Here is a 12632-nt window from a genome sequence, read left to right as displayed (position 1 = left end):
ATCGATTACCCATTCATTTGCGTCCAGCGAGGAGATCGATTAACTTGGCATCAGGGCCCCACTCGCGTAACCATTGTTTGAGTATGAGCTGTACTTGCCGTGCTTGTCCTACCACGTGTAAGGATTGAGGCGTCATATAACTATTCATTGAAAGTCCCCCTGATTCGTTTATATTTGCTGTGAGAATCCTATACGCTCACCATATGCCCAAAATTAGAAAATTATACATTCACCGAATATATAATCCTACGATATGGAGTTGAAGAACCAATGAAACCAAATCAATCTGCCCAATCCATCCACGCGGCGCAACCTGCCAATCCAAAACTAGATGAAGTGACCGTATCCACTAAGCCAATCTTCGAGGGCAAAGTGATTTCACTTCAAGTCGATACCGTTAAACTGCCGAACGGCCAGACGGCTACACGTGAGATAATCCGGCACCCTGGAGCGGTAGCTGTACTCGCTCTGAATGGGGATCGCATGCTTGTTGTGGATCAGTATCGTCAGGCAATGGGACGCACCGAAGTGGAGATTCCTGCGGGAAAACTGGACCCGGGAGAAGAGCCAGAGGTTGCCGCAGCACGTGAATTGCGAGAAGAGACGGGATATGTAGCCAAGTCGCTGCGTCATTTGCGTTCGTTTTACACGTCACCGGGGTTCGCAGATGAGATCATTCATCTTTACATCGCTGAAGAGTTGGAAGCAGGGGACATGGCGCTGGACGAAGATGAATTCCTTGAAGTTGCCGAAATAACTCTGGAGGAAGCTTATGCGCTTATGGACGAGAACCAGATTAGCGATGCCAAAACGATGATGGCCGTGTACGCGTGGGACCTTTACAGAACGACAGGACGGTTCTAAGGATGCAAGATCAACTGGAAACGTCCACGATGTGGGAGCCCTGTTATACAGACCTGCATATCCACATCGGACGAACCTCACGTGGGGAGGCCGTGAAAATCAGCGGTAGTCGTGATCTGACATTTGAGAATATTGCCCGGGAAGCATCGGATCGCAAAGGAATTCATTTGCTTGGTGTTATTGATTGTCATTCTCCGGTTGTACAGATGGATATTGAGCAATTGCTGGAGAGTGGCACCATGTCCGAGATTGAGGGCGGCGGTATTGCCTACCAGGACACCACCATTCTGCTGGGTACAGAGATTGAGTTGCGCGAGCCTGGAATGCGTGAGTTCCATATGCTGGCGTACTTCCGTGATTTGAAAACGATGAAGTCCTTCACGGACTGGATGAAACGTTATATGAAAAATGTGAATCTCAGTTCTCAGCGGGTCTACGTGCCCGCTCTTGAGATGCAGGCGGAGATTAAGGCCCGTGGTGGACTTATTGTTCCTGCACATGTATTTACACCGCATAAAGGCATCTATGGCAGTACGGCGTCCCGTATGGGCGATGTACTGGATACCCGCCTCGTGGATGCGGTAGAGCTGGGGTTAAGCTCGGACTCATCCATGGCCAGTTATATTCGGGAGTTGGATCATGTACCGTTTCTGACCAATTCGGATGCTCATTCGCTCGGTAAGATTGGACGGGAGTATAACGAGCTGCAAGTTGCTGCCCCTTCTTTTGATGAATTCCGTATGGCACTTCAAGGAGAAGCCGGCAGGAGCATAGCTGCCAATTATGGACTGAATCCAAGGCTAGGCAAATATCACCGTACTTACTGTGCAGCATGTGGCAGCATTATGGACGAGCAAGCGATGTCAGCAGAGCGTTGTCCGCACTGTGGCAGTCTGAAGCTGGTGCAGGGGGTGCTGGATCGCATCCTGGCGATCTCTGATCGAGAGAGTCCTCATGTTCCTGCAAACAGACCAGCCTATCATTATCAGGTGCCACTGGAGTTCATTCCGGGACTTGGCAAAGCCAAACTGCGCCAGCTACTGGACCATTTTGGTACGGAAATGAACGTACTTCATCGCACGCGTGAGGAAGAGCTTGCTGCGGTTGTTGGACCTGTGCTGGCAGGCTTGATTGTGGCTGCACGGAACGGACAACTGGAGCTGTCCTCCGGAGGTGGCGGTACGTACGGAAAGGTTGCTGTTCAGGAAAAAGCCTCGGAGTGACCGGTGTAAATAATCTTTAGTTCAACTCATATAGCTTTCGCTTTACAGAGGTCCAATCTGGACAAGAAGTCATACAGGTGCATTCCGGTTCATAAGAATGACTATGAGGATGTAAATGAAAATCCTTGCAGCATGATACCGGAAAGGGGACTCGTACCTGTATGCGCTCTTCCTACTTTACATTTAAAGGTCAGACTTCGTTATATGTATTCGTGGCCGTCTTGTTTCTGGTCGGCGTCATTTTTGGCGCGCTCATGGTGAACGCATTGTCTCTCGAGCAACGTCAGGATCTGGAGGGTTATCTCGGTAATTTCTTCATGACCGTGCAGCACAGTGCACAAGTGACTGAGACCGGGGCATATTGGGACATTGCCATGCTCCATCTGAAATGGGTGGGTCTGATCTTTATTCTGGGTTTATCCGTCGTTGGACTACCCGGTATACTGGTTCTGGATTTTTTGAAAGGTGTGCTCATTGGATTCACAGTGGGGTACCTTGTTGGACAGTATTCCTGGAAAGGGTTGCTGTTTGCACTGGTGTCCGTGGCACCGCATAATCTATTTGTCATTCCGATCCTCCTGATCTGCAGTGTAGCGGCGATGACGTTCTCGTTATACATCATTCGTAATCGTGTTTTGATGCAGCGAACACCTGGTCGACAAAGGCCTTTTGCTTCATATATAGTGTTAACTTTGGTTATGGCTGCATTGCTGCTCGGCGTGGCGTCTTTTGAAACATGGGTTACACCTGCAATGATGCGTTGGGTCACGCCAATGTTACTACCGGCCTAACGTGTACCGTATAGTGTAAAATGTTGACTTTAATTACGCACTCCCCCTATAATGAAAAGAGTGGGTTAAGTTGCAGTGTGCAGTGATTTCCTAGGGGGAGGGAGAAAATGGAAGCACGGATTGATAAAATTAAGCAGCAACTACAGTCCCAAGGATATAAATTAACGCCCCAGCGGGAAGCCACCTTAAGAGTACTTCTTGAGAATGAAGAAGATCATCTGAGCGCAGAAGATGTATTCATGCTCGTTAAAGAAAAGGCTCCCGAAATCGGTCTGGCAACCGTGTACCGTACCCTCGAACTGCTGAGTGAGCTGCATGTTGTAGAGAAAATCAACTTCGGCGACGGTGTAGCGCGTTATGATCTGCGCGGAGATACATCCAAGCATCACCATCATCACTTAATCTGTGTTCAATGCGGAAGTATGGATGAAATACGTGAAGACTGGCTTGGACCGCTTGAAGAGCGTTTGGAGCGGGAATTCAACTTTTCGGTAGTAGATCACCGACTGGACTTTCATGGAATTTGTTATCGTTGCAAAGCTAAAAATGAACAGAAACCCAAAGATGAAGAATAACATAGCATATCTTCAAGCTCTCACCGGCGGTTTTGACGGGAGAGCTTTTTTGGCACCGGACATGATCTGGAGTTTCGCCCAAATGGCATAAACCTGTGTTTATGGACATACCCTGATTCAAGGACATTACCGGATTCGAATCAGGAGGGGACGCGCCCATGATTATATCAGTGCGGAGAGGGCTCCGTTTTATTCGATTTATTATATTTTTTGCTGCATTAGTTTATCTGTTCTATCATGTTCTGGATCTGTTTAATGGCTGGATCTCACCTGTGGATCAGTATCAGATGCCAACTGGCAATGCAATCAAAGTATTTCAGGAAACGGATTGGCCGGGTAATGGAGAAGGACGTCCTACGATGGCAGAGCGTCTCCGTTTGTTCTATTGGTACGGGGAGTAGCTTCGAACAGCCAGGGATGCAAATACGGGAGCAGTCTGCCAGAGCGGCAGATCTGTCAGTTGAGGAGCGTTGTACATGAAACAGACGATACACGCCTATGCCTTATACTTGGAAGATGATAAAGGGATGTCGAGCAGCACGCTTGAATCGTATCTCCGAGACGTGGACAAGTTCATTGAATTTGCAGATAAGGAATATGGCATACGCGAAGCCGACCAGGTCAGACGTACACATGTCGTCCTGTTTGCAGGTCAGCTCAAACAGGCAGGACGTGCCAATGCAACCATTGCCCGCAGCATCGTATCTCTGCGCTCCTACTTTCATTTTTTGATGCGACGGGGTGATATTATACAGGACCCTACGTTTGATGTGGAAGCTCCCAAGGCGGACAAGACGCCACCACAGGTGTTAAGTATCCAAGAGATCGAACAACTTTTGACAGCGCCTGATACTCGTTCACCGCAGGGTGTGAGAGATCGAGCGATGCTTGAACTGTTATATGCTACAGGCATTAGGGTCTCGGAACTGATTGCCCTTGACATTCGGGATGTACAGCCAGGGATGCGCTTTATACGATGCGGTGGGGCGGGCAAGGAACGTATCCTTCCCATTGGTGCACCAGCTGCACATTGGGCAAGTGTATATGTGGAGGAATTCCGCAACAAGTTGCTCAAAACCGATTCGGACGAGCAGGCACTATTCGTGAATGTATCTGGTAGACGTTTAACCCGGCAGGGCTTCTGGAAGCTGCTCAAAAAAGCGGCGGTGGATGCGGGAATCTCGGAAGAAATTACGCCGCATACCCTTCGTCATTCTTTTGCAGCACACCTGATTGCCAATGGGGCGGATACACGTGCGGTTCAAGACATGCTGGGTCACGTGGAGCAGCCTGGACAACAATATGGCAATCATGGTCGCAAAACCATGAAAGAAATCTATGAAACCCATCATCCGAGGGCAAGATAGATTTTGACGCATGGCATTCACAAATAAATGCGGAACATTGGGCCGATTTAGGATAAAATAAATTGAATACATCCAAACGCCGTTATACATAAGACGGATCGTTTCAACTCAAGGAGGAACATACATCGCATGACAGCATTAAACCAACAAATGATTTCGGAAGCAGCATCTTATATTCAAAGCAAAAGCTCCATCAAGCCGGAAGTCGGTTTGATTTTGGGTTCAGGTCTTGGCGTACTGGCAGAACTGATTGAAGATGGCGTAAGTATTGCTTATCAGGATATTCCGCATTTTCCAGTGTCCACAGTAGAAGGACATGAAGGTGAACTATTGGTCGGAACCATTAAAGGTCGTCCAGTCGTGATGATGAAAGGCCGTTTCCATATGTACGAAGGATATGGTCCGGAATTGACAGCTTTCCCGGTACGGGTTATGAAAGAACTGGGTGTAAGCAGCCTGCTTGTAACCAATGCTGCAGGCGGCGTGAATACGTCGTATGAAGCTGGAGACTTGATGCTGATCTCGGATCACTTGAATCTCACAGGCAAAAATCCACTGATCGGACCAAATGACGCTGCACTGGGCGTGCGTTTCCCGGATCTGTCCGAAGCATATAGCCGCCGTTTGCGTGCGCTGGCGAAGGATACGGCTGCATCACAAGGTTTTAACGTACGTGAAGGGGTATACGCAGGTATGCTCGGTCCGAACTATGAGACACCGGCAGAGATCAGAATGCTGCGCACACTGGGCGCAGACGCAGTGGGCATGTCCACTGTATCTGAAGTGATTGTGGCACGCCACGCGGGCCTGGAAGTACTCGGTATTTCCTGTATAAGCAACATGGCTGCTGGAATTCTGGACCAGCCGCTGTCACATGATGAGGTTATGGAGACGACGGAACGTGTGCGTGAGTCGTTCCTGGCGCTGGTAGTGGCAGTTATTCCACAAATGTAAGCAAGATTTGAGTAGATAAGGTTACCTCTTTAGATGAGAAATCATAGGGGGGTAACCTTTTTTTGTTGTGTTGAACGTACGGTTACTCATTCCTTGAGTGCAGTGCGTTTTTTTTGGCTATGACCACATTTTCAATAAAAGTTCGGGAAATCATGCTTTACATGGAATAATTTACTGGAAACGGGCCGACAATGATTAGCAGTACATGCATGGAACATGCAGTAAGCAAGTCATTTGAGGAGGTAACCTTGTGAAGAAAAGAATAATGGCATCGTTCATGACCCTTTGTATCCTGCTGTCCCTTATGGCATCAACAGCATTGGCTGAAGAAACACCGAAGGCAGCGGGAGGAACTGATCTGGCCCCGTCGGCGCGCTCTGCGATCTTAATGGATGCAGACACGGGAACGGTCATTTATGAGAAAAACAGTCATGATCAGCTGCCTCCAGCGAGCATTACAAAGATTATGACCATGTTGCTTACAATCGAAGCGATCGACTCGGGTAAGCTGAAGCTGACCGACAAAGTAAGAACGAGCGAATACGCAGCTTCCATGGGCGGTTCGCAGATCTTTCTGGAGCCTGGGGAAGAAATGACGGTCGACGATATGTTAAAAGGGATCGCGATGGCTTCGGGCAATGATGCCTCGGTAGCGATGGCTGAGAAGATCGCTGGCTCGGAAGAAGCCTTTGTACAGCTGATGAATGAGCGGGCGAAGGAGCTTGGCATGAAGGATACTCATTTTGCCAACTGTAACGGCCTTCCGGTCGATAATCATTATTCTTCCGCCCATGACATTGCCGTCATGAGCCGTGAACTGCTGAAACATTCCGGGATTACGAAGTACACCGGTGCATATCAGGATTACCTTCGCAAAGATACGGAAAAGCCCTTCTGGCTGGTGAATACAAACAAGCTGGTTCGTTTTTATGAAGGGGCAGACGGTTTGAAAACAGGTTACACATCCGAAGCGAAATTCTGCTTGTCCGCAACAGCGTCCAAAGATGGACTGCGTGTCGTTTCCGTGGTACTCGGTGAACCAAATACCAAAACACGGAACAGCGAAGTATCTTCGATGTTTGACTATGCGTTCAGTCAATATACGATGAAGGCTCTCTATAAGGCAGGGGATCTGCTGGGCAGTCTGAAGATCGAAAAAGGGGAAGTCGCCGAATTGCCTCTGAATGCCACGCAAAATTATAGTGTGCTGATGCGCAAAGGAGCCAAATCCAATGACATCCGGCATGAATTGCTGGTCGCCAAAGAATTGAAAGCTCCGATCAAAGCCGGGCAAAGTATAGGTAAACTGGTAGTTTATCAGGGTAATGACGTCATTAAGGAGTTCGACATTCAGGCTCCGCAGGATGTGAATAAGGCTGGCTGGTGGAAGCTGTTCAAGCGGACAACGTCCAACCTGTTTGACTAAATGGCGATTTCCGCGAGTTGCACGCATCCTTCGAACATATTTTGTAGTTAAATAGGGGTTTTCTTCTAGTTTTGTCGGGGGGCAGGAAAAGCCTTCGGAAGCGTAGAAATCCTTGTTCTAAGACAGGGAGGAGAGTGAGCAAACGTGAACTTGCATGTGGAAATGGAACACCATCGCGGGATTCTGATTGTACGATTATCCGGGGAGCTGGATCACCATACAGCTGACATGGTACGGATGCAGATGGATGAAGCCATCCAGCGGAGACAAAGCGAGCATCTCGTACTCAGCCTGAAAGATCTGCAATTTATGGACAGTTCAGGTCTGGGTGTCATTTTGGGAAGATACAAGCTCATTAAGAATAAAGGTGGCAAGATGGTTGTCTGTGACGTCAATTCGCCAGTGTACCGTTTGCTGGAAATGTCGGGGCTGTTTAAGATTATGCCGATATACGAAAATGAGGGAACTGCTCTCTCAGGTCTGGAGGTCGTCTCATGAATGAAGGAACAGGGACAAATTTCATGAATCTGCAATTCGCGGCCAAGTCAGAGAATGAGTCGTTTGCACGGGTAACCGTTGCTGCGTTTATCTCCCAGCTTGATCCAACGATGGACGAGCTCAGTGACCTGAAAACGGTCATTTCGGAAGCCGTGACCAACAGCATCATCCACGGATACAACAACAACTCCGAGGGTGTGGTGTCCATCCAGGCGGAGATTCGGGAAGACATGATCACAATCATCGTGGAAGACCGCGGTGAAGGAATCGAAGATCTTGAACTGGCCAAGCAGCCGCTATATACGTCCAAACCCGAACTTGAGCGGTCGGGCATGGGCTTCACCATTATGGAAAACTTTATGGATGAATTCGAAGTCAGCAGTGAGCCCGGCAGAGGCACCTCCATCAAGATGAAAAAAAGGATTGAATCCAAGAAAGCATTGTATAATTAGGGGTTGGTGTTCTTATGGATGCTGAAGTGAAACCATCTTCACAGACCTATTTGGACGATGCCGAGGTCAAACGGCTGATTGCGCTCAGTCAGTCGGGTGACCATGTCTCACGGGATACGCTGGTGAACTGCAACATCAGACTCGTCTGGTCCGTCGTACAGCGTTTTATGAACAGGGGATATGATCCGGAAGATCTGTTCCAGATTGGTTGTATCGGTCTGCTCAAGTCAGTGGACAAATTCGATCTCAGTTATGACGTGAAGTTTTCAACCTACGCGGTACCGATGATCATCGGAGAAATCCAGCGATTCCTGCGGGATGACGGTACCCTTAAGGTCAGTCGTTCACTGAAAGAGATGGCGAATAAAGTCCGCAAAAAAAGGGACGAACTGTCCAAACATCTGGATCGTTTACCAACGATTAAGGAAGTTGCCGCAGAGCTGGGGGTAACCCCGGAGGAAGTCGTATTTGCCCAGGAAGCGAACAAACCACCGACCTCCATCCATGAGACGGTATTTGAGAATGACGGTGATCCCATTACGTTAATGGATCAGATTGCCGACGAGTCTCAGGAACGTTGGTTTGACAAACTGGCGCTAAACGAAGCCATCGGTGGTCTCAGTGAGCGGGAGCGGTTAATCGTTTATCTTCGGTATTACCGGGATCAGACCCAGTCCGAGGTTGCCAGCAGGTTGGGAATATCTCAGGTGCAGGTATCACGTCTAGAGAAAAAAATACTGCAATCCATCCGCGACCAGATCGCGCAGTGATTCTGGGATTGCAACAACAATATTGGCGCATATACACCAATATACGACAACTAACAACCTTCTATCGTGCATTATGGCGAGGGAGGTTATTTGTTGTTAATACGGGGAGATCCCGAACGATTGGACTGCATGACCAGCATCATGCCAAGAATACATGCCATACCAATCCATTGATAAAAGCCAAAAGGTTCATGGAGCCATATGACGGTTGTTCCAACAGCAGCAAGGGGCTCTGCACTCCCGAGCAGGCTAGTTTCCTTGGGTGTAAGACTTTTGAGACTCGCAATATAAAACCAAAAAGCAATCATGGTTCCAAAAAGGATCGTAAATATCAAATAACCGTAGGTTTCGAGCGTGATGTTAGTAAAATTCATTTTCCAGGGCGGGTGAATAAAACTCATTCCCAAACCACCGATGATCATAGCCCAGCCGACCACAACAAGTGAATCGAACTTTTTAATCAGTTGCACGGCATACAGCGTATAAAATGCAGCTGAAACCCCAGATAACAGTCCCCATATCACTGCGAGCGAGGAGACAGATAACTGCGTAAGCGAGCCATTCGTCAGCAGGAGAAAACACCCACTGAGAGCCAGAACGGCGCATACAAGGTCATTGCGTGTGAGGACAGACTGCTTACGGAGTGCGATGTAAATCATGATCATGACAGGGGACAGGTACTGTAGGAGTGTAGCCACCGCTGAATTGCCGTGTTTAATGGATGCCATGTACGTATACTGAACGGCAAGCATGCCCACCAATCCAAAAATGATCATCTGTCCAGCCGTTTTTTTATTTCTCCACACAGCAAAAATCTGAAATCGTCCATTTGTAAACGATTGAATAACCAGTAATAGTAACCCGGCAATCAACAATCGTACAGTTACATACCAATTGACCTCAATTCCATCCAGCTGAAACAATTTTTGAGATACCGTCCCCCCAATGCCCCAGCAGATGGCTCCCGTCAGAACGAGCACGATGCCTAAAATTTTGGATTTTGCAGAAGTTGTCATTCTTGTTCGCCTCACCTTAAATATAAGAATAGTGTTATATTAAAGAGAAATACGATACATTTATATCAATATTACACTTAAAAATATAACTATATTGAGATGAGGGCCATGCAGAAGATCGAATTTATCATTGACCAACATTTGAAAGAAATGACGCAACACCGTACCGATACATTATCTATAGCTTGTTATGAGACAACCATTGTTCAAAATGTTCATAGACATATTCCTCTCCACTGGCATGATGAATTGCAGTTTGTTGCCGTTCTTCAGGGTACGGCGTTGTTTCATATCAACGATCAAAAGATGATTTTGTCCAAAGGTGACGGGATTTTTATCAACAGTGGAATAATGCATATGGCCGAAGATCACGGTGTGAGCGAGAACTGCATTTATTTATGTCTGAATTTGTCCCCACACGTTATCATGCCTTCGGATTTGTATATAAAATACGTACATCCATATGTAACAGCAACTAATTTGCCTTTTCTGTATATCGAAAGAGCTAACGCTTGGGGAGAACAGATCCTGGATGTTATTTCACGGATTAGAAAAGAGTTAGTGCACCAAGTTCCTTTTTACGAAGTGAATGTTGCTTCTGCGGTGCTTAATATGTGGAAACTGCTGATTATGAACGGATATTCTCTTGAACATGATCCATCAGAGATGAGCAGAAACAACCGAATGAAAGACATGTTGCAATGGATTAATCTCAATTATGCCGATCCAATTAAGCTTGAAGATATTGCAAAGGCGGGACAGTTAAGTCGATCGGAGACATGCCGTTATTTCAAGCAAATCCTGAAAACCACACCCATGCAATACGTGATAGAGTACCGCATCCAAAGAAGCATTGAACTATTGCAACTCTCCGAGCTTAGTATCACCCAAATTGCCTATGAGGTTGGTTTTAACAGCACGAGTTATTACATTAACCAATTCCGCAAAACAATGAATTCAACCCCTTTACGATTTAGAAGGGAATTGAACAAAAGAGAAAAAGAACATAATTCTTGAATTATTGTTCATGATCCGTGAACCTATCTACCAATACCGAAGAGTCGCCCATACGGCGACTTTTTTGATATGTAAAATAATGCATCACACTCAGTTTCGCCCCAAATCGGTCACAAGGAGCGAAGCGTGAGGGTTCATCTAAGGATACATAAGCAACGCAGGCGGCAGATTAGACCTAAAGAAGCGAAGCGTGCGCCTTTGTCTCCAAATTTTCTAAACAACTGTAGTCTAAGACGCATGCAGAAGACAACTCCAAAGTCATAGAATTTTGCGCAAAATAACCCCAAAAAGCTCATCTTTCAATTCCCTTCCTGCCTACTCCTCCAGCATATTTATTACAAACCTTTGGAAACGGGAGGACGATGGGTAGCGGAGGGATGGAATCGGTCAAAAGGAGCGAAGCGTTCGCCTTTAGCACTGGATTTCCTCCTTGAAAAGGAGAGTTCAAGAAATCCGGGGATAACAGCGACCAATGACCGATCCATCCCGCAGCGTCCACCCACCTCACGATCTTTTTCCAACCAGACTGTAATAAATTTGCACATTCTTCAAATACTAACCTAAATTACGCAGTAAAGGAGTGCTATGGATGTCCCAGACACCCACTCCAATGGTCTATATTCGTCTGCGCAGCCGTATTCGCATCCAGAGGGGCAGAGCAGTCAAGCTTGGAGACATTGCACATGTACTGACCTCTTCTGAAGACCAGGAGGGGAAGCTACTGGAGCTTGAACTGCTGCGCCCTGGACCGGAGGATGGCAATCTGATCCTCATTGATATATTGCAGATTATTCCACGAATTCGGAACATCTTGCCGGAGGTAAGTGTGGAACTGATTGGATCAGGCCATACGTTGGTTGAAGTCATTGCAGGAAATGGTCAACCTTCCAAGTCTCTGTTCATATTGGTTTGGCTGCTGCTGTTCTTCGGATCGGCCTTAACCATTATGAATTTTCATGCCGATGTGAACATGCAGGAAGTACAGATTCGTATTGTGGAGATGCTTACTGGGCATCGGGACGAACATCCCTATCTGTTCCAAGTGGCGTATTCCATTGGCATTGGATTCGGAATGGCAGTATTTTTTAATCATTTGTTCAAGAAAAAATGGAATGAGGAACCTACCCCGCTGGAAGTAGAGATGTTCCTATACCAGCAAAATGTAGATAAATATGTGGTGATTGAAGAAAGTGAACGGATGCACGAGCAGGAACGCAGGGAGATGAATGCGGATGAGCGTTCTTAATGGAGCAATCAGCATTGTATTGGGTATTGCAGGGGGAATTGCCGTAGGGAGCGGCGTAATTGCGCTCATTCTGGTGCTCGATATGATTCCCAGGTTGGCTCAACTTACGCAATCGTATGACAAAACTCACTGGTACGAAGGGGCGCTAATTGGTGGTTCACTGCTCGGGACGGTGGCGGACTTCTGGCACTGGAAAATGCATGGGGTGCTGCTGCTCAGCCCAATCGTTGGTTTATTCTGTGGCGTGTTCATCGGTCTGCTGGCCGCAGCGCTCACTGAGGTACTCAATGTACTACCCGTGCTAGCCAAACGATTGGGCATGAAACCTTATTTGTTTGGATTACTGCTCGCCATGATTTTGGGTAAAATGACAGGTTCCCTGTTTGATTTTTTTATATATCAACGGTAACTCGTGGCCATAGGAGGATGGAAG

Annotated in this window: 16 protein-coding genes; 14 read left to right on the top strand and 2 right to left on the bottom strand. The window is 47.2% G+C overall.

Annotated elements, in window-relative coordinates; genetic code table 11:
- Positions 1–13: 13 nt before the first annotated feature.
- Entirely contained in the window at positions 14–148 is a 135-nt protein-coding gene (locus MKY01_RS20270; RefSeq protein ID WP_100527202.1) for a Z-ring formation inhibitor MciZ, read from the bottom strand.
- A gap of 122 nt (positions 149–270) precedes the next feature.
- Here MKY01_RS20270 and MKY01_RS20265 point away from each other — a divergent pair, with 122 nt between their 5' ends.
- The 11 genes from MKY01_RS20265 (at position 271) to sigF (ending at position 8920) form a co-directional block, all read left to right on the top strand.
- Entirely contained in the window at positions 271–864 is a 594-nt protein-coding gene (locus MKY01_RS20265; protein ID WP_127551024.1) for an NUDIX hydrolase, read from the top strand.
- Positions 865–866: 2 nt separating this feature from the next.
- Positions 867–2087, top strand: coding sequence for an endonuclease Q family protein (locus MKY01_RS20260; RefSeq protein WP_339283302.1), 1221 nt, complete (start codon positions 867–869; stop codon positions 2085–2087).
- 161 nt (positions 2088–2248) lie between these two features.
- A complete protein-coding gene (gene spoIIM / locus MKY01_RS20255) occupies positions 2249–2878 on the top strand; it encodes a stage II sporulation protein M (RefSeq protein ID WP_017687629.1) in 630 nt (209 codons plus the stop codon).
- A 107-nt stretch (positions 2879–2985) separates the two neighbouring features.
- Complete coding sequence (locus MKY01_RS20250) at positions 2986–3453, top strand: Fur family transcriptional regulator (protein ID WP_036607866.1); 468 nt, start codon at positions 2986–2988, stop codon at positions 3451–3453.
- Positions 3454–3611: 158 nt separating this feature from the next.
- Positions 3612–3854 (top strand): DUF4227 family protein, encoded by a 243-nt coding sequence (locus tag MKY01_RS20245; RefSeq protein ID WP_017687632.1) that lies wholly within the window; start codon positions 3612–3614, stop codon positions 3852–3854.
- A 75-nt stretch (positions 3855–3929) separates the two neighbouring features.
- Positions 3930–4820: a tyrosine recombinase gene (locus MKY01_RS20240; RefSeq protein WP_036607863.1), complete on the top strand. Its 891-nt coding sequence runs from the start codon at positions 3930–3932 to the stop codon at positions 4818–4820.
- 129 nt (positions 4821–4949) lie between these two features.
- Positions 4950–5774 (top strand): purine-nucleoside phosphorylase, encoded by an 825-nt coding sequence (locus tag MKY01_RS20235; RefSeq protein WP_036607861.1) that lies wholly within the window; start codon positions 4950–4952, stop codon positions 5772–5774.
- Positions 5775–6078: 304 nt separating this feature from the next.
- Positions 6079–7200 carry a D-alanyl-D-alanine carboxypeptidase family protein gene (locus tag MKY01_RS20230; RefSeq protein ID WP_235193874.1) on the top strand — a complete coding sequence of 374 codons (1122 nt, stop codon included), beginning with the start codon at positions 6079–6081 and terminating at the stop codon, positions 7198–7200.
- A 144-nt stretch (positions 7201–7344) separates the two neighbouring features.
- Positions 7345–7698, top strand: coding sequence for an anti-sigma F factor antagonist (spoIIAA, locus tag MKY01_RS20225; protein WP_017687636.1), 354 nt, complete (start codon positions 7345–7347; stop codon positions 7696–7698).
- Positions 7695–8150 carry an anti-sigma F factor gene (gene spoIIAB, locus MKY01_RS20220; protein ID WP_036672324.1) on the top strand — a complete coding sequence of 152 codons (456 nt, stop codon included), beginning with the start codon at positions 7695–7697 and terminating at the stop codon, positions 8148–8150. The genes spoIIAA and spoIIAB overlap by 4 nt, the downstream gene beginning before the upstream one ends.
- Positions 8151–8164: 14 nt before the next feature.
- Positions 8165–8920 carry an RNA polymerase sporulation sigma factor SigF gene (sigF, locus tag MKY01_RS20215; RefSeq protein WP_036607856.1) on the top strand — a complete coding sequence of 252 codons (756 nt, stop codon included), beginning with the start codon at positions 8165–8167 and terminating at the stop codon, positions 8918–8920.
- Positions 8921–9006: 86 nt separating this feature from the next.
- Here the strand turns inward: sigF and MKY01_RS20210 are convergent, their stop codons facing one another.
- Positions 9007–9936, bottom strand: coding sequence for an EamA family transporter (locus MKY01_RS20210; protein ID WP_339283300.1), 930 nt, complete (start codon positions 9934–9936; stop codon positions 9007–9009).
- A 108-nt stretch (positions 9937–10044) separates the two neighbouring features.
- Between MKY01_RS20210 and MKY01_RS20205 the strand changes: the two genes are divergently transcribed.
- The 3 genes from MKY01_RS20205 to MKY01_RS20195 all read left to right on the top strand — a co-directional run bounded on the left by MKY01_RS20205 (position 10045) and on the right by MKY01_RS20195 (position 12608).
- Positions 10045–10953: an AraC family transcriptional regulator gene (locus tag MKY01_RS20205; RefSeq protein ID WP_339283298.1), complete on the top strand. Its 909-nt coding sequence runs from the start codon at positions 10045–10047 to the stop codon at positions 10951–10953.
- A gap of 589 nt (positions 10954–11542) precedes the next feature.
- On the top strand, positions 11543–12199 hold the full coding sequence (locus MKY01_RS20200; protein WP_036672319.1) for a stage V sporulation protein AA: 657 nt from the start codon (positions 11543–11545) through the stop codon (positions 12197–12199).
- Entirely contained in the window at positions 12180–12608 is a 429-nt protein-coding gene (locus MKY01_RS20195) for a stage V sporulation protein AB (RefSeq protein WP_026080996.1), read from the top strand. Before MKY01_RS20200 ends, MKY01_RS20195 begins: the two co-directional genes overlap by 20 nt.
- The last annotated feature ends 24 nt before the right edge of the window (positions 12609–12632 follow it).

This window comes from Paenibacillus sp. FSL R5-0486, from assembly GCF_037975155.1.
Taxonomy (GTDB): Bacteria; Bacillota; Bacilli; order Paenibacillales; family Paenibacillaceae; genus Paenibacillus; species Paenibacillus amylolyticus.
Note: the sequence above shows the minus strand (reverse complement) of the source record. Positions and strands in the feature narration are given on the sequence as shown.

Bases quoted from the DNA above. Each gene is read 5' to 3' on its own strand.
- MKY01_RS20270 (WP_100527202.1), bottom strand. From the start codon at position 148: ATGAATAGTTATATGACGCCTCAATCCTTACACGTGGTAGGACAAGCA.
- MKY01_RS20265 (WP_127551024.1), top strand. From the start codon at position 271: ATGAAACCAAATCAATCTGCCCAATCCATCCACGCGGCGCAACCTGCC.
- MKY01_RS20260 (WP_339283302.1), top strand. From the start codon at position 867: ATGCAAGATCAACTGGAAACGTCCACGATGTGGGAGCCCTGTTATACA.
- spoIIM (WP_017687629.1), top strand. From the start codon at position 2,249: ATGCGCTCTTCCTACTTTACATTTAAAGGTCAGACTTCGTTATATGTA.
- MKY01_RS20250 (WP_036607866.1), top strand. From the start codon at position 2,986: ATGGAAGCACGGATTGATAAAATTAAGCAGCAACTACAGTCCCAAGGA.
- MKY01_RS20245 (WP_017687632.1), top strand. From the start codon at position 3,612: ATGATTATATCAGTGCGGAGAGGGCTCCGTTTTATTCGATTTATTATA.
- MKY01_RS20240 (WP_036607863.1), top strand. From the start codon at position 3,930: ATGAAACAGACGATACACGCCTATGCCTTATACTTGGAAGATGATAAA.
- MKY01_RS20235 (WP_036607861.1), top strand. From the start codon at position 4,950: ATGACAGCATTAAACCAACAAATGATTTCGGAAGCAGCATCTTATATT.
- MKY01_RS20230 (WP_235193874.1), top strand. From the start codon at position 6,079: ATGGCATCAACAGCATTGGCTGAAGAAACACCGAAGGCAGCGGGAGGA.
- spoIIAB (WP_036672324.1), top strand. From the start codon at position 7,695: ATGAATGAAGGAACAGGGACAAATTTCATGAATCTGCAATTCGCGGCC.
- sigF (WP_036607856.1), top strand. From the start codon at position 8,165: ATGGATGCTGAAGTGAAACCATCTTCACAGACCTATTTGGACGATGCC.
- MKY01_RS20210 (WP_339283300.1), bottom strand. From the start codon at position 9,936: ATGACAACTTCTGCAAAATCCAAAATTTTAGGCATCGTGCTCGTTCTG.
- MKY01_RS20205 (WP_339283298.1), top strand. From the start codon at position 10,045: ATGCAGAAGATCGAATTTATCATTGACCAACATTTGAAAGAAATGACG.
- MKY01_RS20200 (WP_036672319.1), top strand. From the start codon at position 11,543: ATGTCCCAGACACCCACTCCAATGGTCTATATTCGTCTGCGCAGCCGT.
- MKY01_RS20195 (WP_026080996.1), top strand. From the start codon at position 12,180: ATGCGGATGAGCGTTCTTAATGGAGCAATCAGCATTGTATTGGGTATT.